The sequence below is a fragment of the Gordonia malaquae genome (assembly GCF_037148075.1).
Taxonomy (GTDB): Bacteria; Actinomycetota; Actinomycetes; order Mycobacteriales; family Mycobacteriaceae; genus Gordonia; species Gordonia malaquae.
Window position 1 is genome coordinate 281727 of the sequence record NZ_JBBCUB010000002.1, and the last position, 22089, is coordinate 303815.

Consider the following 22089-nt stretch of genomic DNA (forward strand, 5'->3'; position numbering starts at 1 on the left):
TTACACTCCTGACACAGTCATACGACTGACTGAGTTCGTGACAAGCGCTGAGGAGAGCGGCATGGAGAACGTCGATGTGATCGTGGTCGGGGCCGGACTGGCAGGGTTGAGCGCTGCGCGCTCCCTTGTGGCGGACGGCAAGCGCGTTGTGGTGCTGGAGGCGCGCGACCGTGTCGCCGGTCGAAACCACGGCGGATTCCTCTCGAACGGTGTCCCAGTGGAACTCGGCGGTCAGTGGGTCGGCGCGACGCAGGATGTGGTCCTCGACCTCATCGACGAACTCGGTCTCGAGACCTTCCCCACCTACGACGACGGCGAGGCGATCACGTACGTCGACGGTCAGCGGCTGCGGTACTCGGACGAGACGTTCGGTCTGCCGGTCGAGGTGGCAATCGAGGTCGGGCGGATCTGGGAGCAGATCGAGATCCTGGCGTCGACTGTCGACCTCGCACAGCCATGGGCTTCTCCGGACGCAGCGACTCTCGACCGGCAGACGCTCGACGGGTGGCTCACCGGAATCTCCGACGACTCCATCGCGATCCGGATGTTCCGCACCCTGGTGCCGGCCATCTTCTCCGCCGAGACTCCCGAGTTGTCGCTTCTCCATTTCGTGTTCTACGTGAAGTCGGGCACCAGCCTCGAGATCCTCGCCGCCACCACGGGCGGCGCGCAGGAGCGCCGCGTGGTCGGCGGCACACATCTCATCTCCGAGCGCATGGCCGCCGAACTGGGTGAGCGCGTTCGCTTGAACACTGTGGTGCGCGACATCGCGCAGGACGACGACGGCGTGGTCGTCACGTTTGAGGGCGGACAGGTGTCCGGGTCGCATATCGTCGTCGCAGTGCCGACCACACTGGCCTCACGCTTCCGGTACTCGCCGCCGCTGCCGTCCGCGCGCGACGCCCTCACGCAGCAGATGCCTGCGGGATCGGTGATCAAGTACCACGTCGCGTACAACACCCCGTTCTGGCGTGAAGACGGTCTGAGCGGGTTCGTACTCGGGTTGGACAGTGCGTTCGGAGTGGTCCTGGACAACTCACCGAACGACGCCTCCTGCGGCGTGCTTGTCGGATTCATCGAAGGCGCGCACGCCCGCACGGCCGCCGAGCAGACCGCCGACGAGCGTCGGGCTGCCGTGATCGCGCAGTTGGTCGAGTACTTCGGACCGCAGGCCTCTGAGCCGATCGAGGTGATCGAACAGGATTGGATGGCCGAGGAGTTCACCCGCGGGTGCTACGGCGGTCGGCTCGGTGCGGGCGTGTGGACCCAGTACGGCCGGGCGCTGGCGGCACCGGTCGGCCGCATCCACTGGGCGGGCGCCGAGACGTCGGATGTCTGGAACGGATACATGGACGGCGCGATCAGGTCCGGTCGCCGCGCTGCGGCCGAGATCCGCGATTCGGGACGCGCGGACGCATGAGTGGCCTCCCGGATCGCGTGGATGTCGTGGTCGTCGGCGCAGGCATGTCCGGACTCGTCGCCGCGCGTGATCTGACGCGCGCCGGCCTCGACGTCTGCGTCGTCGAGGCAGCGGATCGACCCGGCGGACGCGCCTACGGTGTCACGTCGAGCCTCGGCTCCCGGCTCGACCTCGGCGGACAGTGGGTCGGGGCCGGGCACGAGCGGCTGCTCGCGTTGACCGACGAACTCGGCGGAACGGTCTACCCGATGGAGACTCCGCGCGTTCCGCGCATCGTCGACTGCGGTCGCCGGGTTCGGCCGTACTCCCCCGCCATGCTCACCGGGGTCGCGAGTATCGCCGCGCTCGAACTGATGTCGCGGACCCGCGTGCCCCACAAGTGGAGCGGCCTCACGCTCGACCGACTGATCTCACGTGTCCCCGGTGCACGGACCCGCAGACTGCTCTCGTTGGTGGCGGGCGTGTCGTCGACGGCCGAACTCGACAAAGTCACTCTGGGTGCGTTCGCGACCACAGTGGGCGTGATGGGTGGCACCGTGGGAATGCTCTCGTCACGGGGTGGCGCACAGGAGTCCCTGATCGTTGAAGGAGCAGGTCACCTGGTCGATCGCATGGCCGACGACCTCGGCGCGCGAGTGGTGCTCGGTGTGAGGGCCACCGCGGTGCGACGGGGCGATGAGGGAGTCGACGTATCGACCTCGGCGGGGCGGATAGCAGCCGATCATGTGGTGATCGCGGTGCCGCCGCCGGTGGCGAAGCGCATCGCCCATCACCCGCGACTGCCAGACGGCCGAACGAACGCGGAGCGGTCGATGCGCATGGGGTCGGTGTACAAAGCCGTCGCCGTCTACCCGACGCCGTTCTGGCGAAAGGACGGTCCCGCGGAGACCTTGGCGATGGGCGACATCGGAATCGGCGTCTTCGATTCGTCTGCCCCCGGCGGGGCAGGTCACCTCACCGTGCTTGTCGGAGGATCGGACGCTCGGACGTTCGACGATCTCGGCCCGCAGGAACGCCGGGCTCGCATTCTCGACGTCCTCGGAGACCTGTTCGGAGACGACGCCCGCACTCCTGCCGACTGGCACGACAAGGTGTGGCATCTGGACGCCTTTGTCGAGGGCGGATACGTCGCGATGCCGCTGCCTGGAACCGTCGGCGCAGACCTCCCCGCATATTCGACGGCGTCCGGTCGGGTCCATTGGGCGGGAACCGAGACGTCCGACGATCACCCCGGCTATCTGGAGGGGGCGATCTGCGCAGGCCGGCGTGCGGCTGCCGAGATCACCGACCTCAGACCGTGACAAATCCCTTCTTGACCATCCAGTCGCGTGCGACGTCGGCGGGTTCCCGTCCGTCGACGTCCACCTGGCGGTTGAGTTCGCTCATCTCCTCGGACGTCAACGCGTCCATCACCGGCTTGGTGACCCTCGCGATAGACGGGTGAGCCTCGGCAGTCTCCGACCGCATCGTGACCGCCGCGTTGTAGTGCGGGAAGAAGTGGCGGTCGTCCTCGAGAAGTGCCAGATTCAGCGCCTTGATGCGGCCATCCGTCGTGAACACCTCGCCGAACGCACAGTTGCCGTTCGCAGTGGCCTGATAGATGATCCCCGTCTGCAGGATCTGCGTCGGCGCAGCCGACACCGGGAACTCATACGCTTTGGCCATCCCGGGAAAACCGTCTTGACGGCTCCTGAACTCGGTCTCCAGACATGTGCTGGCCGAACCCGGATCACGCTTGACCAGGTCCGCGTACTGCGAGAGCGTCCGAACTCCCAGCGAGGCGAGATTCTTCTGATTGACCGCGAGCGCGTACGTGTTGTCCAGCGGCGCGGGGTTCACCCATACGACGTCGTTCTGCTTGAGGTCCGCATCGCGAACCGCATCGAACTGTGCGGTCGGGTCGGCGATTGGCTTCTCGTTGCCGAGATAGTTGATCCATCCGGTTCCCGTGTACTCGATCGCGAGGTCGACCTGTCCGGCCACCATCGCGTCGCGGGACGAGTTCGATCCTTGGATGTTCGTCAGATCCCGGACGTCCGCGCCCGCCGCGGCCACCGCGAACTCCAGGATGTAACCGAGCGTCACCTGTTCGGTGAAATCCTTCGAGCCGACGGTGATCTTGGCGCCGACCAGGTCGGGTTGTTCGGTGATCGACCCCGGCTTCACCGGCAAGGGAAGCGCACCACCCGATTCGAGGCCGCACGCGGCTCCAGCAGCGACCATGACGGTTGCGACGGTCGCGGCGACCGCGATGCGCAGTGAACGTCTTCTCATCGGAGTCCCTTCGGTCCCAGGTACCGTTCGGCGAGTGCGCCGCACCAGTCGACGATCAGAGCGAGACTCACCGCGAGCACGGCACCCAGGACGAGCGTCACGTTGTCCCGGAGTTTGTAGCCGGTGTCGATGAGGATGCCGAGACCACCCGCGTCGACGAGGAAGCACAGGGTCGCCGTGCCCACTGCGAGGACGAGGGAGGTCCGCAGTCCCGCGAGGATGAACGGCACGGCCAGCGGCAATTCCACGGTCAGCAGGATCCGGACCTCCGACATGCCTTGGCCGCGCGCGGCGTCTATCAACGCGCGATCGACCTCGTTGAGGCCGAGGATGCTGTTCCGCAACACCGGCAGCAGTGAGTAGAACGCGACCGGCAGCACACCGATCCAGAAGCCGGTGGTCGCCGTCCACAGGAAGAAGAGCACCAGCAGACCGATGGCGGGCGCCGCCTGCCCGATGTTCGCGATGCCGACGAACAACGGCGCCAGCCAGCGGAAGCGGTTCCGGGTGACGAGGACGGCGAGCGGAACGGACACGGCCAGCACGATCGCAGTGATCGCCACGGTCAGTGCGAGGTGCTCGCCGATCAACTGGGCGATGTACGAGGTGTTGATCGTCGCCTTCTGCGTGTCGGTCAAGTCTCTGCTCAACGCCCACGTGAGGACGCCGCCCGCGAGAACTGCCACCACGAGCGGTTGCGCCCAGAGTTGGATGGTCGTCGAGCGCGCGACCTTCGTCTCGGTGGTCATCGGGCCGGGCCGTCGGTCGCCGCAGGCGTCTCGACGGGATTCGCAACGAGCCCGGCTTCGGCGATCGGCGGATCGCCGCGGTGCTCGTCACGCATCGACCTGATCGCGTCGATCAGCGTCTCGATCGTGACCACTCCTGCGTACCGGCCGCGAGTGCCCGTGACCACTGTCGATGCGTTCCGTTCGGCCAGGATCGCCTCCAACGCGTCCTGGAGAGTCGAGGAGGTGGTTACCATCTCCCCGAGCGGGAGCCCGACGTTCCGGAGCGACGTGGCTCCCGCGAGGTGAGCGCGGTCCGTCCACCGGACGGGACGATCCCGGTTGTCCAGGATCACGCCCCAGTCGTCGATGCGTGTAGCGAAGTCGGACACAGGTTCGTCTTCTCTGGCAGTCGGACGGTCTTCGATGTCGACGTCACGGACCCGTTTGAGATTCAACTGCTGGAGTGAGGCGCCCTGCCCGACGAAGCCCGCGACCGTGTCGTTGGCGGGATTGGCGAGGATGGCCTCGGGTGTGTCGTACTGGAGGATTCGGGACTGTTCGCCGAGGACGGCGATGCGATCACCGAGTTTCACCGCTTCACTGAAGTCGTGGGTCACGAAGACGATAGTCTTGCGCAGTTCCTCTTGAAGCTGCATGAGTTCGTCCTGGAGCAGGCCGCGGGTGATGGGATCAACCGCGCCGAACGGTTCGTCCATCAGGAGGACCGGCGGGTCGGCCGCCAGCGCGCGAGCCACGCCGACCCGCTGCTGTTGCCCTCCGGACAGCTGACGGGGATAGCGATGTGCGAACTGGTCGGCGTCGAGTCCGACCATGTCGAGGAGTTCGGCGACGCGATCGGCGATCCGCTGCTTGTCCCACTTCAGCAGTTTCGGGACCACCGCGATGTTCTGGGCGACAGTCATGTGCGGAAACAGGCCACCCTGCTGGATGGCGTACCCGATGCTCTGCCGGAGCTTGTTCGCGTCGAGCGACAACGCGTCGCGTCCACCGATGGTGATCCGGCCGGACGTCGGTTCTATCAGCCGGTTGATCATTCTCATCGTGGTCGTCTTCCCACTGCCGGACGGCCCGACGAACACCACGATCTCGCCTGCGGGAATCGTCATCGACACGTCGGCGACCGCCGGCGTCTTCTGGCCGGAATACGTCTTCGAGACATGATCGAGAACGATCTCCACGCCGGAGACGTCACCGGATCTCGATTCTGGACTCTCGGTCATCGGATTCCCTTCGAGGTGGTGAGCCGGCCGATCAGAACGTAGATCCCGTCGAGGATCAGCGCGAGGATCACGATCAGGACCGTGCCGGTGAGTGCTTGTGGGATCGCTGTCGGGCTGCCCACTCGGGACAGTCCGGAGAAGATCAGGTTTCCTAGACCGGGCCCCTTGGCGTAGGCCGCGATCGCGAGGATTCCCATCGCCATCTGAGTGCTGACGCGCATGCCGGTCAAGATCGAAGGCCATGCGAGAACCAGCTCGACTCGGGTGAGGACACGGAGCCGACTCATGCCGATGCCGCGTGCCGCGTCTGTCACGGCGGGGTCGACGGCGCCGAGACCGACGATCGTGTTCCGCACGATCGGCAACAGCGAGTACATGGTCAGCGCGATGACAGTTGGAGGAACTCCCAGACCGAGAATCGGGATCAGCAGGCCCAGGAGTGCAAAGGACGGAATCGTGAGAATGGTGCTCGACAAAGCGGTGGCGATCGCTGACCCGGCCGGGCTCCGATACACGGCGATTCCGACCAGGACCCCGATGACCGTCGCGAGAAGAAGGCATTGAATGACGGCACTGACGTGCAGGTACGAATCGACGGCCAGTTGTGACCGCCGGTGGCTGATGAAATTCCAGATATCGTTCAGTGGATTTCTCCTCTAATCGATATAGACCGTAGCCCAGTTCGCACAGTCAATCGTTCGTTCATACGATTATCGACGATCCCAGGACGCAGTTTAAGGGTCCTGGCCAGGGCTTCTCCGGATGGAAAGTCAGCCGCGCGCTTCGCCGAGTCGCCAGTACCCGGAGAAGAGAATCCGCTCGCGCCCGACTCCTCGATCCTCGACGAGGTGTCGCCGCATGCGGCGAATCGCAGACCGTTCTCCGCACAGCCACACCAGACCCACATCAGATGCGACCGACGCTGCGCGGAGCGCTTCGTCGAGCGCCGCGCCCGGGATTCGCGAACCGCGGACGACCCACTCGATCGACGTCGCCGAATCGACGGCCACTCGGTCCGACGCCGTGCCGACCTCGATCAGAACCCGGGTCGGCGACGACGGTGTCGTCTCGAGGATCCGCGCGATCGCCGGGAGCGCCGTCTCGTCGCCGACAAGCAGGCGCGACACCGGCGAGACAGCGGACGAGTACATCGCAGTGCTCTCCCGGATCCCGACAGCGGTCCCGATTCGGGCTCGACGAGCGAACCGTGTGCCGGGGCCTTGATCGCCGTGCACGACCACGTCGACGTCGACCTCGCACATCTGCGGGCGGTGTGCTCTCACGGTGTACCACCGCAGGTCGGGCCGGACGTCGTCGTCCATCGCACTGACCGCGGCCCGGATGTTCGGGCCGTCGTCGAGGGACGGCAGCATCAGCGGCTGATCCGCGGTGGTCGGCATGAGGAGCCCGATGTACTCGTCGGGGCCGGACGGAACAAAGCCGACGAGTTCGGGCGCCCTCAGCGTCAGGCGTCTCATCCGCGGCGTCAGGTCGGCCACCGCGCCCACCGTCGCCGCATACACCCGGCCGTCAGCCACGGCGCCGACCGCCCGCCAGCAGAAGCCAGAGGAAGAACACGCCGCCGATGACCACGGTGACCGCGCCGACTGGAATCGGTCCGGGCAGTGAGTACTGGGCGATGAGGTCGGACACCGCGAGGATGGTCGCTCCGGTCAACGCCGACACGACGAGACTCCGCGTCCGGGCGAGCGCATACGCGATGTGCGGGGACACCAGCGCGACGAAGGCGATCGGGCCGGCGACGGCCACGGCGACTGCGACCAGCAGTGTGGCCACACCGATCAGCACCCACCGAAGACCGACGGTCCGGACACCCAGCGTGACCGAGACGCTCTCTCCCAGTGCCGACAGCCGCGACGCCGCCGATGTGGCGGCGAGGATCGGGGCTGCGATGACCAGCGCGATCAGCATCGGCCACAGATGATCCCAACCGCGACCTTGCAGCGATCCAATGAGCCAGGCCTGCGCGGTGGTCGCACTGGCCACGAACACCTGCGTGAGGATGTAGTCGACGATCGCCGTCGCCATCGCGGCGATCGCGATTCCGGACAGGATCAGCTGGACGCCCTGCAATCCGGATCGTGCACTGATCAGCAGGATCAGGGCAGCTGCGACGACCGCACCTATCGCCGCTCCGACAGCGGCTTGAGTCAGCGAACCACCGAGCACCAGGATCACCACGACGGCACCGACTGAGGCGCCGTGACTCACGCCGAGCATGTCGGGCCCGGCGAGCGGGTTGCGCGTCGTCGATTGAAACAGCGAACCCGAGACGGCGAGTGCCGCGCCGACGGTGATCGCCACGAGGGCACGCGGCAGTCGTCGGGTGAGGACGAAGAAGTCGGTGAGTCGGTTCGGCGGATCACCGAGCAGGGTGTCGATCAGCGCGGCCGGACTGACCCGGTATTCACCCAACAGGAGCGACGCCACCAGGACGACTGCCAGCAGACCCACCAGGGCCGCCGTGGTGATCGCGGTGCGCTTGCTGTATCGCATCGACCAGGTGCCGTACCGCGACCGGATGACCCGATCGTCGGATGTGAGGGCGTGGTCGGCGACGGCGTGTGAGGAGATCACGACAGACCAGCCTTTCGTCGACCGTTGACGAAGAAGATGAGCATCGGGCCGCCGATGAGCGCCATCACAACACCGACCTGCACCTCGCCGCCTCTGCCGATGACCCGCCCGACCACGTCCGCCACCAGCAACAGCGTCGGCGCGGCGAGCATCGACAACGGCAGCAAGAGCCGGTGATCAGGGCCGATCACCGGACGCAACAGATGGGGCACCACCAGTCCGACAAACGCGATCGGGCCGGCGAGTGCCGTGGCCGTGCCTGCCAGCAGAGTCACCGCCACGAGGGCAAGGACCCTGACTCGTGCGGGCCGGGCGCCCAGCGACCGCGCGGTGTCGTCGCCAAGGGCCAACGCGTTCAACGACGACGCTGATGCGAGAGCGAGGACTGCACCTGCGACCACAAATCCGAGCAGCGGAAGCGCCTCCTCGACCGGTCGTGCGGTCAACGATCCGACGCGCCAGAATCGGTACACGTCCAGAACCGACTCGTCGGTCAGGACGAGGGTCTGAGTGACCCCGGACAACACTGCGGCGAATGCGACGCCCGCGAGTGTCAGGCGCACGGGTGAGCCTGCGACGACTCGGCTCGACGAGAACGCCAGGATCACGATGGACGCGGCCGCTGCCCCGGCCAGCGCCAGCCAGACCGATCCGACGGCGCCGAGCGAACCGAACACCGTGAGGCCCACGACGACGCCGAACGACGCGCCTGCATTCACACCGAGGACGCCGGGGTCGGCGAGCGGGTTGCGCGTGACAGCCTGCATCAGGACGCCCGCCAGGCCGAGTGCGACTCCGCAGATCAGAGCGTTGACGGTTCGGTTGACGCGAAGTGTGCCGACGATGTTCACGACGTTCTGGTCGCCGGTGCCGAGGAGGGCCTGGATGACGTCCCCGATGGGTGTGAAGCGTGCGCCGACGGCGAGACTCAACACGACGGCGACAACGAGCAGGGCCACGCACGCAGGGACCGCGATCCAGTTTCGCCGGCGAGCGCCGGCAGACAGATCGTCGTCCGGTCGCTTCACGGCCGTTGAAGAGGGCATGTTTGGGAAGTGTAGCCAACCCTACTATTGTCCTTGAACATGCAACTATCTCAGCGTCCCTCCCCACGCAGTCGGCGCGGACTTGTAGCCGCAGTCGTCGGCGCCTTCGCAGTGATCGCCCTCGTCGTCTCCGGGTGCGGCTCGTCCGATGACGGCGCATCCAGCGGTGGCGACCCGTACACCGTCAAGCACGCCATGGGCGAGACGACGCTCGAGGGCGTCCCCCAGCGCATCGTGGTGCTCGACTCGCCGCACCTCGACGCGCTCATCGCACTCGGCATCACACCGGTCGGCGCCCCGGAGATCGGTGCGGGCCGCGGCTTTCCCGGCTACCTCGCCGACAAGCTGACCGATGTCGCTCCCGTCGGCTACATCGCGGAACCGAACGTCGACGCGATCGCCAACCTCGCCCCCGATCTCATCATCGGATCCAAGGTGCGGCATGAGGCGCTGTACAAGGAACTCTCGGCCATCGCGCCGACGGTCTTCTCCGCCGACACCGGCACCAACTGGCACGAGCAGGCTGAACTGACCGCCGCAGCGGTCAACCAGTCGGCCAAGATGACCGAACTCCTCGCAGGTGTCGACGAGCGCGCGGCCGAAGTCGGAACGAAGGTCGGCGCCAAGGGCAAGAGTGTCTCGATCGTGCGCTTCCGCACCGACAACTTCCGCCTCTACGGACCCGGAACGTTCTCCGGATCGGTCCTGTCCACGATGGGTTTCACCTTCGGTGACCGCCAGTGGAACGAGTACTCGATGGCTGAATTGAGCCCCGAGCTGTACGAGCAGATCAACGGAGACGTCGTGTTCTACACGAGCCCCGGCGGCGATCCGGCGGCGACGACTCAGGCGTCGGTGACCAAGCTGTGGTCCGGCCTGCCTGCGGTCAAGGCGAACAAGGCGTTCAGTGTCGACGACGACACCTGGATGGTCGGCATCGGCGTCATCGGTGCGGGTCTGGTCACCGACCAGGTCGAGAAGCTGCTGGCCTGAGCAGATTCATGAAGCACGACGACGCTGTGTTGACCGCCACCGGCCTGTCCATCTCCTACGACGGCCGCGAGGTGGTGCACAGCGTCGACGTCGCGCTCACCGAGGGCGCCTTCACGGTGATCCTCGGGCCGAACGCATCCGGGAAGTCGACAGTGCTGCGCTCGCTCGCCCGGGTTCACAAGCGCGACGACGGCGACATCGTCTTCGACGGCAAGAGCCTCGACGCATACGGTTCCAAGGAGCTGGCCCGGCGACTCGGACTGCTTCCGCAGGATGCGGTGTCGCCGGAGGGCATGCGCGTCGCCGATCTGATCTCCCGGGGAAGGCATCCTCACCACTCGGCATTGCAACGGTGGACCACCGAGGACGACGAGGCCACGCGAGCCGCGATGGCTGCGACCGGGACCACTGCCTTGGCCCAACGATTCGTCGACCAGTTGTCCGGCGGGCAGCGGCAACGCGTCTGGGTCGCGTTGCTCTTGGCTCAACAGACCGATGTGATGCTCCTCGACGAACCGACGACGTTCCTCGACATCGCGTACCAGTTCGAGCTGCTCGACCTGCTCCGCGACCTGAACCGCGGGGGCAAGACGGTCGTCGCAGTCCTGCACGACCTGAATCAGGCGGCGCGGTATGCCGATCAGTTGATCTTGATGAAGGACGGTGAGGTCGTGGCGACCGGTTCGCCGTCGGAACTGTTGACCGCAGAGCGTGTCCACGACGTGTTCGGGATCGAGGCGGTCGTCGTCGACGATCCGGTGACCGGCACTCCGATGGTGGTCCGCCGCTAGGACGTGTCTCCTATTTCGCTGGCTCGGTGAGGCGCAGCGCGAGACGGGTGCATGTGGCGGCGAGGTCGTCGATCGACACATCGCGTTCGACGATCCACGCCTCGATGAGACGATTCACTCCCCCGACCACGAACCGCGCCGCGGGTCGGAGTTCGGCGTCGTCCACAGCCCGCCCATCGGGTTCGCCCGCGATCTCGACGAAGTGTGCGAGCACGATGTCGGCGACCAGATCGAGCGTCTCGTTCCTTCGATGCTCGAGGCCGGGGACGCTCGACACGTCCGTTGTCATGATCCGGAACGCCTCGGGGTCGTCGGCAACCGCGCGCAGGAACGCGGTGAGCGCTGCGTGCAGTCGTCTGCCGATCGAGCCGCCGGTCTCGGAGCTCGACTGCACCATGGTGGCGACCATCTGTTCCCGGACGCCGTCGGCGATCGCGACGAGGTACGCGTCCCGATTGTCGAAGTTCTCGTAGAAGTAGCGGGCGGCCAGTTCGGCGTCCCGGCACACCCCGCGGATGCTGATGTCGCCGATTCCCGCTCGGCCCCAGGTGGTCCGGCCGACGGCGAGCAGACGTGTTCGGCGTTCGTTCCGCCGGTCGTCGGCGGTCACGCCCGCGTAATCGCGCACTGCTGCTGGTCGAGTCATTGACAGCAGAGTCTAGTCGCTCTAGATTCGGCACACAGGTGTTATCCAATACCTCGGTGAACCGGAAGGCATGACCTTGACGAGTCAGATCCCCCGACGGCATCCCACTACGCCCGCAGCGGTCCCGCCGGGCGTCGCGGCGTTTGCTCGTCTCCTCCGGATCAGTGCGCCCGACGAAGCTCAGTTCCGCCGCTACGGCGAAGCACTGAACGAAGGCGATCCCCTCATGGACGACCTCGTCGACTGGATGGTCGCTGTGGGCGTCAAGACGATCCGTCCGAAGTTCGAGCTCGCACTCGAGCGCGGCATCGCTCACGTCGACGACGCACCACAAGAGTTGCGCGACTTCTTCGCCGTCGTCGAGGACACTCCGTCGTGGGTCGACCACGATGCGCTTCGCACTGCCGGGCTGGCGATGAACTCGAGCGGTGTCGACGGCCTGTACATCGCGCGGGACGTCTCCCTCGTCGGCGGCTACACGTTCTCCGGATTCAATCAGACTCTGCTGCGCACGGGAGCTCTCGAGAAGGGCTCGAACACCCGGTTCGCCGAGACCTCGCAGTGGGCGATCGATGTGATCAGCGCGGGTGGTCTCGACCGTTTCGGCGCGGGCTACCGGTCGACTCTACGAGTCCGATTGATTCACTCGCTCGTCCGACGCCACGTCGTCGCAATGGAGGATTGGGACTCCGACCTGAACGGCCTTCCGATCAATCAGACCGACATGGCAGCCACCATCGTCGGTTCTCTTGTGGCGCCCGCGCTGGGCGGCCTCGGCATCGGCCTCTTCCACACGCCGGCCGAGTACGCGGCGATCGCTCATCTGACCAGGTATGTCGGCTGGTTGATGGGCATCTCCGACGAGTTCCTGCCGACCGACTTCTCCGGTGCCGTGAGACTCCTCCATCACACCTCCGCGGCACTCGCCGTTCCGGACGGCACCTCGAAGCAACTCGCCCGGCCGATGGCTGACGATCCGCTGACCTGGAACTATCCGCGCATGCAGGCGGCCAGGAGGCGGATCGCTCGATCTCAGCACCTGTCGATCAGCACGTTCTTCCTCGGGCGTGGTGCGATGCGCACTCTCGGCCTCCCCACAAACACCCTGCCGTGGTACCCGCTTGTGAAGATCCCGGTGAACCTCGTCGAGTCCGCCCTCCGCCTTCTGCCAGGTGGACGAGAGCGCTCCGCAGCCCGGGGCGTGCGTGCGCAACAACGGTTTCTGTCGGTGATGGAAGCCGCACCGGTCACGATCGGGGCGACAACTCACCTCGCTGCACATGCTGCCTGACCTGCACTGACGGGCCGCCTCTTCGACGATCCGGCATGTCTGATTTTTAGTTAGCTGTTGGAAACTAATAGAGTCGCGGGTGTTCCGACACATCCAGGAGTCCGCATTGACCGACATCACAAGTCACGACGTCGCGACCATGTACCAACACCTCACCAGGGTGAACCGCACTTTGCGCGCCCACGGTGCCAGCGCCGGGCTGTCGGCGGGCACCGCGAGCAGCCTCTGGACGATCCTCAACAACGCGCCGATCCGAGTCACCACGCTCGCCGAACGTGAGTCGGTGGCCGTGCCCACGATGTCGAAGATCGTCACGTCCCTTGTCGACCGCGGCTACGTCGCCAAGGTGAAAGACCCGGACGATGCGCGCGTGATCCTGTTGGAACCCACCGACGCGGGCCGTGAGGTCATCACCGAGATGCGGTTCGTCCGCACACGTGCACTCGCCGACGCACTCACACGCCTGTCCCCCACCGAACGAGCCACCGTCGACGACGGTCTGCGTCTGCTCGCCGACGCAATCGCCGCCGACTCCGAGGAGAACCGCGCATGACCGCACCCGCATCCGCCGTCACCGCTGACGAACCCGATCCGCACTACAAATGGATCGCACTCTCGAACACCACCCTCGGGATGCTGATCGCCACCATCAACAGCTCGATCGTTCTGATCGCCCTGCCCGACATCTTCAAGGGCATCAAGCTGAACCCGCTCGAGCCCGCCAACACCAGTTACCTGCTCTGGATGATGATGGGCTTCCTCGTCGTCACGGCTGTCCTGGTCGTCAGCTTCGGCAGGCTGGGCGACATGTTCGGACGTGCTCGCATGTACAACATGGGCTTCGCCGTGTTCACGGTCTCGTCCATCTTCCTGGCGATCACATGGTTCGACGGACCGGCCGCGGCCATCTGGCTGATCGCCTGGCGCGTGATCCAAGGCATCGGCGGCGCGTTCCTGATGGCCAACTCGTCGGCCATCCTGACCGACGCGTTCCCCGCGCACCAGCGAGGGCTCGCGATGGGCATCAACGGCGTCGCAGCCATCGCGGGTTCGTTCCTCGGTCTGTTGATCGGCGGAGTGCTGGCGCCGATCCAGTGGCACTACATCTTCCTGGTCTCGGTTCCGTTCGGCGTCGTGGGCACGGTCTGGGCGTACCTCAAGCTCCGCGACACGGGGGTCCGGACCACCGCACGCATGGACTGGTGGGGCAACGTGACCTTCGCCGTCGGTCTCATCGCGATTCTCATCGCCATCACTTACGGCATCCAGCCCTACGGCGACTCCGACATGGGCTGGACCAACCCCTGGGTGCTCACAGGCCTCATCGGCGGCCTTGCGGTCCTCGTGCTCTTCCTCTGGATCGAGACCCGTGTCGACAGTCCGCTGTTCGACCTCAGCCTCTTCAAGAGTCGGTCGTTCAGCGCAGGCAACGCAGCCAACCTGATGGCCTCGATCGGACGCGGCGGACTGCAGTTCATCCTGATCATCTGGCTCCAGGGAATCTGGCTCCCCCAGCACGGCTACGACTATTCGCAGACACCGCTGTGGGCCGGTATCTACATGGTTCCGATGACCATCGGCTTCCTGCTCGTGGCTCCCGTGTCCGGTGCGCTGTCCGATCGCCTCGGGACGAAGTGGTTCACCACGCTCGGCATGCTGATCACCGCGGGGACCTTCGTTGCGCTGATCGCGTTGCCTGTCGATTTCTCGTACGTGTGGTTTGCGATCATCTTGTTGATCAACGGTGTCGGGATGGGGCTGTTCGCCTCCCCCAACCGCGCCGAGGTCATGAATTCGCTGCCCGCCCACGCGCGTGGGTCGGGTGCCGGCATGATGACGACGTTCCAGAACGCGGCCATGGTCCTGTCGATCGGTGTGTTTTTCTCGCTGATGATCGCCGGACTGAGCGCACATCTGCCTGACGCCATGTACTCGGGACTCACCGAGAACGGGCTTCCGGCGAGTCAAGCGACGGACATCGCGAACCTTCCGACCGTCGGTGTGCTGTTCGCCGCATTCCTCGGCTACAACCCGATCAAAGAACTACTCGGAAGCACAGGCGGTCACGTGCCGGGTGTCGACGTCGATCACCTGACCGGCCTGGACTTCTTCCCGCATCTCATCTCCGACCCGTTCTCGGACGGTCTGAGTGCGGCGTTCACCTTCGCACTCGTCTGCTGCGTGCTGGGAGCAGTGTTCTCTTTGTTCACCGATTCGAAGCCGGCGGCACCCGACGACGTGCCCCTCGCGGAGCGACACCACGAATCGGTCGGCGAGGAACTCGCCGCAACCGCGAGCGTCGCGAGCGGCGAGGCCCCGTCCGAACTCGTCGACTGACGCCGGCCGCGCGGGGTCAGTCGGTGGTCACGTACTGGGCGAGGTGCTGCCCGGTGAGCGTCGTCGCGTCGGCGACCAGATCGGCCGGGGTGCCCTCGAAGACCACGGTGCCACCGTCCTGTCCCGCGCCAGGGCCGATGTCGATGATCCAGTCGGCGTGCGCCATGACCGCCTGATGATGCTCGATCACGATCACCGACTTGCCCGCGTCGACGAGTCGGTCGAGCAGGCCCAAGAGCTGCGCCACGTCGGCCAGGTGGAGACCGGTCGTCGGTTCGTCCAACACGTAGGTCGTCGCCTTCTCGGCCATAGCGGTCGCGAGTTTGATGCGCTGGCGCTCGCCGCCGGACAGCGTGGTCAACGGCTGGCCGAGGGTCAGGTAACCGAGTCCGACGTCGGCCAGCCGCACGAGGATCTTGTGCGCGGCCGGCGTACGGGCTTCTCCGTCCGCGAAGTACTCGAGCGCCTCGTCGACCGACATGGCGAGCACCTCGCTGATGTCGCGGCCCCCGAGGCGGTACTCCAGGACGTCGGAGTTGAAACGTTTGCCCTCACAGTCGTCGCAGGGCGTGGCCACGCCGGCCATGGTGGCCAGATCGGTGTAGATGACGCCCGCGCCCTTGCAGGTCGGGCAGGCGCCCTCCGAGTTCGCACTGAACAGGGCGGGCTTGACCCCGTTGGCCTTGGCGAACGCCTTGCGGACAGGTTCGAGGAGGCCCGTGTAGGTTGCGGGGTTGCTCCGCCGGGAGCCTCGGATCGCGGTCTGGTCGATGGTGACGACATCGGCGTCCGACGGCATCGACCCGTGGATCAGTGAGCTCTTTCCGGAACCCGCGACACCGGTGACCACGACGAGCACACCGAGCGGCACGTCGACGTCGACATCCCGAAGATTGTTGGTCGAGGCACCCCGGATCTGGATGTGCCCGGCCGGTGCACGAAATCCGGATTTGAGAGAACTTCGGTACCCGAGATGTCTGCCGGTCAGAGTATCGCTCGAGGTCAGGCCTTCGACGCTGCCTTCGAAACAGATCTCACCGCCGTTCGAGCCGGCTCGGGGGCCGATGTCGACGACGTGATCGGCGATCATGATGGTCTCCGGCTTGTGCTCCACCACCAGAACGGTGTTCCCCTTGTCGCGCAGGCGCAGCAGGAGGGTGTTCATCCGCGCGATGTCGTGCGGGTGCAACCCGATGGTCGGCTCGTCGAAGATGTACGTGACGTCTGTCAGGGCCGACCCGAGGTGGCGGATCATCTTGGTGCGCTGGGCCTCACCTCCGGACAGGGTGCCCGTCGGGCGTTCCAGTGCGAGATAGCCGAGCCCGATCTCGACGAACGAGCAGAGGGTCGCACCGAGTTTGTCCAGCAGCGGCGCCACCGTCGGATCGTCGAGGCCGGCCACCCACGTCGCCAGATCGGAGATCTGCATGCGGCACGCGTCGGCGATGCTGATCCCCGCGATGCGCGAGTTGCGGGCATGCTCGGCGAGGCGGGTGCCGTCGCACTCAGGGCAGGTGTCGGCGGTGACCGCCCGCTCGATGAATGCCCGAACATGCGGCTGCACCGAGTCGATGTCTTTCGAGAGCATCGACTTCGTGATCCTCGGGATCAGGCCCTCGTAGGTGATGTTGATGCCGTCGACCTTGATCTTGACGGCCTCCTTGTACAGCAGATCGTCGAGCTCACGCTTGGTGAACGATTTGATCGGCTTGTCGGCGTCGAAGAAGCCGGAACCGCCGTACACCCGCCCGTACCAGCCGTCCGAACTGAACCCTGGAATGGTGATGGCGCCTTCGTTGAGCGACTTCTCCCCGTCGTAGATCTGTGTGAGGTCGATGTCGGAGACGGTGCCCATTCCTTCGCATCGAGGACACATGCCGCCGAGTCGTTCGAAAGTCGCCTTGGACGCCTTCTTGTCACCCACCTTGATGGCGCCGCTGCCGCTGACAGTCGGGACATTGAACGAGAAGGCGTTGGCCGACGCGACGCGTGGTTCACCGAGACGACTGAACAGGATGCGGAGCATCGCATTCGCGTCGGTGATCGTGCCGACGGTCGATCGAGGGTTGCCACCGATGCGTTCCTGGTCGACGATGATCGCCGTGGTGATCCCGTCGAGGAGATCGACGTCGGGGCGAGCGAGGCTCGGCATGAAGCCCTGCACAAACGAGCTGTACGTCTCGTTGATCAGTCGCTGCGACTCCGCCGCCACAGTCCCGAACACGAGTGAGCTCTTGCCGGAGCCCGACACACCGGTGAACACCGTCAGACGGCGCTTCGGCAGCACCACCGAGACCTCTTTGAGGTTGTTCACTCGGGAGCCGTGCACCCGGATCTGGTCGTGCGAGTCTGCGGGAGGAGCGATGTCAGCCATGCGCACTATTGTGACCGATGGGACGAACCGCTGTCCTGGCGCCGAGCGTCAGCTGTCGACGAGCAGTCCCTGAACGGCGTTTCTCACAGCTGTACGCGTGGCCGAGTCGCCCGTCGGATTGATTCCGATGGCAACGGTCATCGGGGAACTGTTCACAACCGCGATCATGATGTCGTCACCGATGATTCCGGGTCTGCCGGTCACCGGAATGGTACTGGTCAACAGGCTGACCGCGGTCTTCGACTTCTCCAACCGATTCGGCTCGACGACTGTGCCCGTAGGCCCGGTTGTGGTGACGGAGCTGTATCCGGGGCCGACGGCGAGGCATTCGAGGATCTTGCGCGCGACTCCGTCAGTGTTGGTGCTGAAGTCGGATGGAAGCGTACCGACCGCGATTTGAGCGATCCATGTTCCCACCGTCCGCTTGTAGACCCCTTCGGCGTCGGTGACGAACGGGAATGTCGAGGAACCGGAGTCGGCGGTCCAGCCGGTGGGCGGCATCGCCGATGCCGGGATCTCGATCCTTCCCGACTCGATTCGCGAGGTGCCGACGGTGCTCGTCGCCCGGCCGTCGACGCACTGGGTGGGCACTCCGGCCACCACCGCCGGGTCAGTCGGTCGCGATGACGTGGTCGACGTGGTCGACGTGGATGTCGTGGTTGTCGTCGAACTGCTGCTGGACGCGGTGTCTGTCGAGGAGTCCGAGTCACGGTTGATCAACCAGACCATCAGCGCCGCGACAAGAATCGTGACGGCGAGGACGGCGACGACGATCATGATCGTCTTCTTGTTGTTGCTGCCTCCGGCCTGCTGGCCGGGGCCCGAGAACGCAGGTTGCGCGTACTGCGGCGTGTACTGCGGCTGCCCGTACGGTTGTCCCGACTGGTAGCCGGACGACTGCGCCTGCTGGTACGGATTCTGCGGGTAGGCGGCCTGCTGAGTGTAGGGCCGCGTGTACGGCTGCTGTGGAGCGGACTGCGGTGATGGCGTCTGTGGCGGCACAGGTGCAGGCTTCGCCAGGTTCGGCTGCTGCGGCGGCTGTGCCGGAACGCCGACCGACCCCGGGTTGATCATCGTCGGCTGGTACCCGCCAGGGGTCGCTGCACCGGAGTTGAGTGCAGCTCGCAGGTCACGGGCGAAGTCCATACAGGTGGGGTATCGGTTGACGGCCTGCTTGTCCATGCCTCGTGCGAGCACGGCGTCGACGCTCGGCGGAAGGTCGGCTCGGATCGACCGGGCGTGCGGGATCGGGTTGTGAAGGTGTGCGTTGATGATCTCCGTCGGTTTGCGTTCCGGATACGGCGCGCGTCCGGTGAGCAGCCGGAATGCGGTGCACGCCAGGGAGTACTGGTCGGCGCGTCCGTTGAGGTCACCGCCACGGAGCTGTTCCGGTGAGGTGTACTGAATCGACCCCACCGTGAGGTCTGCGGCGGTGAGTGCGGTCTCGTTGCCGACGGTCCGCGCTATGCCGAAGTCGGTGAGGTACACCTTGCGGTGTGTGGCCTGGGTGCTGTCGATGAGTATGTTCGCGGGCTTCACGTCCCGGTGCAGCAGGCCCTTGCCGTGTGCGTAGTCCAGGGCGTCGGCGACTGCGGTGATCACTTCGGCCGCATCGGACGGACTGAACGGACCGTTCTGCTTCATCAGCTCGTTGGCGTCCGCGCCGGGGATGTACTTCATCGTGATCCACAGCTGACCGCGATCCTCACCTCGGTCGTAGACGCTCACGATGCTCGGGTGGTCGAGCGCCGACGCGAGGTCGGCCTCCCGGATGAACCGGGCGCGGTACGTCGGATCCGCAGTCAACTCGCTGGGCAGGAGCTTCAATGCGTCTTGACGAGGCAATCGGGGGTGCTGCGCGAGGTACACCTCGCCCATTCCTCCGGCCCCGAGCGAGCGCACGATTCGGTAACCGGCGAACAGCTGACCTGGACTCAACATGAGGACAGCCTAGTGCCACCGGGCGATGGTTCTATGCCGACGCCGTGCCGCGTCGGAACAACCGCGCGTCGATCGGATCGATCACACGGTCGAGGCGGTTCACGATCACAGGCGCCGCCAGAGAGGTTGCCGCCCCGAGGAGCAGCCCTGCGACGACGTCCGATGTCCAGTGCATGCCCAAGTAGACGCGAGAGACGGCTGACGCGACTGCGACGACTGCGGCCATCGACAGCATCGTCGCCCGAAGGTTTGCCGATGCCGCCGGCGCAGCGAGCACCGCGAGACCGACCACCAGCGCCGTGGTGCCGGTGACGTGTCCGGATGGGAACGACTGGGCCGCCTCGTGGGTCTCGACCTGAACGGCGAACGGAGGCCGACGACGATCAACGAGCAGTTTCAGGAGTTCGGCGACTCCAGCCGCCCCGCACACTCCCGTCAGGAGGGCAGCCGCCCGCCGAACAGAGCGGTCGCGGTACATGAACACCATGGCGATGGTGACGGCGAAGACGACCGTCGTCACCGGACTGAGCACCATCGAGATCGCCTTCGCCGTGTCGATGAGCCAGTCGGTCCGGTGGCCCGCGACGAACCGGGTGACGAGTCGATCGTTGCGGAGTGGGCCGCCGAGAACGGCGACAGCGGCGATGAGGACCAGGAGTGCGCCGGTCGCGGCTGCCGCCCACCGAAGGGGCCGTCGCGTCGTGGTGTCGGTCGAGTGCATCACTCCAGCATCGACCACCGGTCCTGAGAGAGTGCTGTGGTCCTCGCTCGGGTCGGGCGAACACCCTTCGCGCGCAGTCCGGAACAGTTAGCGTGGTCGTCACTACTACAGGCCGTCGGGCGCCTGTCTCGACGAGAGGTCATATTGGACCGCATCAACACGGTCGCCGGAGCCGTCGGCGCCGATCAGCTGGGTAGGGTGCTCGCCCACGAGCACGTCTTCGCCGTCCAGGAGGACTTCCGGCTGAACTATCTCCGCGACTGGGACGAGACCGCTGAGATCGATCGTGCGGTCGAGACGCTGACCCGAGTGAAGCAGTCCGGAATCGACACGATCATGGACGTGTCGGTTCTCGGCATCGGTCGAGACATCGAGCGGGTCGCGAAGGTGGCCGAACGGGTCGACCTGAACATCGTCGCGGCGACCGGGGTGTTCACGTTCAACGACCTGCCCTTCCAACTGCACTACACCGGGCCGGGACTGGGATTCGACGTCGACGACCCGTTGGACGAGATGTTCACGAGGGACATCACCGAGGGGATCGGGACCACGTCGATCAAGGCGGGTTTCCTCGTCTGCGTGCTGGAGTCCGAGGGGCTCACGCCAGGTGTGGAGCGGGTGATGCGGTCGGTGGGGCGCGTCGCGGCCGCCACGGGCATCGGAGTGGTGGTTCACACCAATCCGCACACGCAGTCGGGTCTGGTCGCACAGCGAGTACTCGCCGAGGAGGGCGTCGATCTGACGCGAGTGATGCTGGCGCACAGCGGCGACTCGACCGATGTCGACTATTTGATGCGGATCGCCGACGCCGGCTCGATCATCGGCATGGATCGTTTCGGTCTTGATCTGCTGCTCCCCTACGGCGACCGTCTGGCGACCCTGCTGACGATGCTCGAACACGGGTACGCCGACCGGATGGTGTTGTCGCAGGACGCGTTCTGCGTCAGCGACTGGTTCGACGCCACGGCGATGACGCACGTCGGCGATTGGGACTTCTTCCAGGTCACCGGTCGAGTGATCCCGGATCTGCGAGCGAGCGGAGTCGCCGAGACCGCCATCGAATCGATGCTCGTCGACGTGCCCGCCCGACTGCTGTCACCAGGCGTTCATGCGGATCTTGTTGATCTTCATCCGGAAAAGACTGGACTCAGTCCAGAAAACAGGGCATGATCGAGGCATGGTCACGAACGAGCACACAGCAGCCATCCGGGCTGCCGGACTCCGTGTGACCCGCCCGCGTCTGGCCGTGATGGAAGCGGTCGACGCACACCCTCACTCCGACACGGAAACGATCCTCGCCGCCGTGCGAGGCACGCTGGACGGCGTGTCTCGACAGGCCGTTTACGACGTCCTCCGCGCCTTGACCGATGTGGGACTCGTTCGCCGCATCCAGCCCTCAGGTCACGTCTCGCTGTACGAGACGCGAATCGCCGACAACCACCACCATCTCGTCTGCCGCGTGTGCGGCACAGTGCACGACGTCGACTGCGCCGTCGGTGAGGCGCCCTGCCTCGCCGCATCGGACGATCACGGCTTCCACATCGACGAGGCGGAGGTCATCTACTGGGGCGTCTGCGCTGACTGCGTCGCCGCCTCGGATGCGCTCGAGTAGAGCACCCGCTTCCAGACTCTCCCCAACTTCAGCCCGTTCCACCGAAAGGAATCCCAGTGTCCGATCAAGCAGC

At 65.7% G+C, this 22089-nt stretch carries 20 protein-coding genes; 9 read left to right on the plus strand and 11 right to left on the minus strand.

The annotated features are described in order from the left end of the window. Positions 1-61: 61 nt before the first annotated feature. Together WFK36_RS08370 and WFK36_RS08375 are read left to right on the plus strand one after the other, a co-directional pair. The gene (locus tag WFK36_RS08370; RefSeq protein ID WP_336791299.1) at positions 62-1420 is read left to right on the plus strand and encodes a flavin monoamine oxidase family protein; all 1359 of its coding nucleotides are present in this window, start codon (positions 62-64) and stop codon (positions 1418-1420) included. After that, positions 1417-2721 (plus strand): flavin monoamine oxidase family protein, encoded by a 1305-nt coding sequence (locus WFK36_RS08375; protein WP_336791300.1) that lies wholly within the window; start codon positions 1417-1419, stop codon positions 2719-2721. The genes WFK36_RS08370 and WFK36_RS08375 overlap by 4 nt, the downstream gene beginning before the upstream one ends. On the opposite strand, the gene WFK36_RS08380 is transcribed toward WFK36_RS08375, so the two are convergent. The 7 genes from WFK36_RS08380 to WFK36_RS08410 form a co-directional block, all read right to left on the minus strand. Then, positions 2711-3694, minus strand: coding sequence for a glycine betaine ABC transporter substrate-binding protein (locus WFK36_RS08380; RefSeq protein ID WP_336791301.1), 984 nt, complete (start codon positions 3692-3694; stop codon positions 2711-2713). The two genes, WFK36_RS08375 and WFK36_RS08380, sit on opposite strands and share 11 nt — an antisense overlap. Beyond that, complete coding sequence (locus tag WFK36_RS08385) at positions 3691-4443, minus strand: ABC transporter permease (RefSeq protein WP_008376305.1); 753 nt, start codon at positions 4441-4443, stop codon at positions 3691-3693. The genes WFK36_RS08380 and WFK36_RS08385 overlap by 4 nt, the downstream gene beginning before the upstream one ends. Next, positions 4440-5666: an ABC transporter ATP-binding protein gene (locus tag WFK36_RS08390; protein ID WP_336791302.1), complete on the minus strand. Its 1227-nt coding sequence runs from the start codon at positions 5664-5666 to the stop codon at positions 4440-4442. Before WFK36_RS08390 ends, WFK36_RS08385 begins: the two co-directional genes overlap by 4 nt. Next, positions 5663-6310, minus strand: coding sequence for an ABC transporter permease (locus WFK36_RS08395; RefSeq protein ID WP_174316856.1), 648 nt, complete (start codon positions 6308-6310; stop codon positions 5663-5665). The genes WFK36_RS08390 and WFK36_RS08395 overlap by 4 nt, the downstream gene beginning before the upstream one ends. 126 nt (positions 6311-6436) lie before the next feature. After that, positions 6437-7204, minus strand: a complete 768-nt coding sequence (locus WFK36_RS08400) for a siderophore-interacting protein (protein ID WP_336791303.1) — start codon at positions 7202-7204, stop codon at positions 6437-6439. Then, on the minus strand, positions 7197-8264 hold the full coding sequence (locus WFK36_RS08405; RefSeq protein WP_336791304.1) for a FecCD family ABC transporter permease: 1068 nt from the start codon (positions 8262-8264) through the stop codon (positions 7197-7199). Before WFK36_RS08405 ends, WFK36_RS08400 begins: the two co-directional genes overlap by 8 nt. Then, complete coding sequence (locus WFK36_RS08410) at positions 8261-9310, minus strand: FecCD family ABC transporter permease (RefSeq protein ID WP_336791305.1); 1050 nt, start codon at positions 9308-9310, stop codon at positions 8261-8263. The genes WFK36_RS08405 and WFK36_RS08410 overlap by 4 nt, the downstream gene beginning before the upstream one ends. Before the next feature lie 39 nt (positions 9311-9349). On the opposite strand from WFK36_RS08410, the gene WFK36_RS08415 reads away from it, so the two are divergent. Both WFK36_RS08415 and WFK36_RS08420 read left to right on the plus strand, forming a co-directional pair. Beyond that, positions 9350-10303 (plus strand): ABC transporter substrate-binding protein, encoded by a 954-nt coding sequence (locus WFK36_RS08415; RefSeq protein WP_336791306.1) that lies wholly within the window; start codon positions 9350-9352, stop codon positions 10301-10303. An 8-nt stretch (positions 10304-10311) separates the two neighbouring features. Further along, positions 10312-11094: an ABC transporter ATP-binding protein gene (locus tag WFK36_RS08420; protein ID WP_336791307.1), complete on the plus strand. Its 783-nt coding sequence runs from the start codon at positions 10312-10314 to the stop codon at positions 11092-11094. Between the two features lie 10 nt (positions 11095-11104). Here WFK36_RS08420 and WFK36_RS08425 read toward each other — a convergent pair whose 3' ends face one another. Continuing rightward, positions 11105-11740 (minus strand): TetR/AcrR family transcriptional regulator, encoded by a 636-nt coding sequence (locus WFK36_RS08425; RefSeq protein ID WP_336791308.1) that lies wholly within the window; start codon positions 11738-11740, stop codon positions 11105-11107. A 70-nt stretch (positions 11741-11810) separates the two neighbouring features. On the opposite strand from WFK36_RS08425, the gene WFK36_RS08430 reads away from it, so the two are divergent. The 3 genes from WFK36_RS08430 (at position 11811) to WFK36_RS08440 (ending at position 15368) form a co-directional block, all read left to right on the plus strand. Continuing rightward, positions 11811-13031: an oxygenase MpaB family protein gene (locus tag WFK36_RS08430; RefSeq protein ID WP_336791309.1), complete on the plus strand. Its 1221-nt coding sequence runs from the start codon at positions 11811-11813 to the stop codon at positions 13029-13031. 106 nt (positions 13032-13137) lie between these two features. After that, positions 13138-13584 (plus strand): MarR family winged helix-turn-helix transcriptional regulator, encoded by a 447-nt coding sequence (locus tag WFK36_RS08435; RefSeq protein WP_336791310.1) that lies wholly within the window; start codon positions 13138-13140, stop codon positions 13582-13584. Then, entirely contained in the window at positions 13581-15368 is a 1788-nt protein-coding gene (locus WFK36_RS08440; RefSeq protein WP_336791311.1) for an MFS transporter, read from the plus strand. Before WFK36_RS08435 ends, WFK36_RS08440 begins: the two co-directional genes overlap by 4 nt. A 16-nt stretch (positions 15369-15384) precedes the next feature. Here the strand turns inward: WFK36_RS08440 and WFK36_RS08445 are convergent, their stop codons facing one another. Genes WFK36_RS08445 through WFK36_RS08455 form a run of 3 tightly spaced genes read right to left on the minus strand, consistent with a single transcriptional unit; the run spans position 15385 to position 20404 of the window. After that, positions 15385-17742 carry an excinuclease ABC subunit UvrA gene (locus WFK36_RS08445; RefSeq protein WP_336791312.1) on the minus strand — a complete coding sequence of 786 codons (2358 nt, stop codon included), beginning with the start codon at positions 17740-17742 and terminating at the stop codon, positions 15385-15387. A 48-nt stretch (positions 17743-17790) separates the two neighbouring features. Then, the gene (locus tag WFK36_RS08450) at positions 17791-19683 is read right to left on the minus strand and encodes a serine/threonine-protein kinase (RefSeq protein ID WP_336791313.1); all 1893 of its coding nucleotides are present in this window, start codon (positions 19681-19683) and stop codon (positions 17791-17793) included. Between the two features lie 31 nt (positions 19684-19714). Next, on the minus strand, positions 19715-20404 hold the full coding sequence (locus WFK36_RS08455) for a phosphatase PAP2 family protein (RefSeq protein ID WP_336791314.1): 690 nt from the start codon (positions 20402-20404) through the stop codon (positions 19715-19717). Positions 20405-20548: 144 nt separating this feature from the next. Here WFK36_RS08455 and WFK36_RS08460 point away from each other — a divergent pair, with 144 nt between their 5' ends. Both WFK36_RS08460 and WFK36_RS08465 read left to right on the plus strand, forming a co-directional pair. Beyond that, positions 20549-21574 carry a phosphotriesterase family protein gene (locus tag WFK36_RS08460; RefSeq protein WP_336791315.1) on the plus strand — a complete coding sequence of 342 codons (1026 nt, stop codon included), beginning with the start codon at positions 20549-20551 and terminating at the stop codon, positions 21572-21574. Between the two features lie 7 nt (positions 21575-21581). Further along, on the plus strand, positions 21582-22016 hold the full coding sequence (locus WFK36_RS08465) for a Fur family transcriptional regulator (protein WP_336791316.1): 435 nt from the start codon (positions 21582-21584) through the stop codon (positions 22014-22016). The last annotated feature ends 73 nt before the right edge of the window (positions 22017-22089 follow it).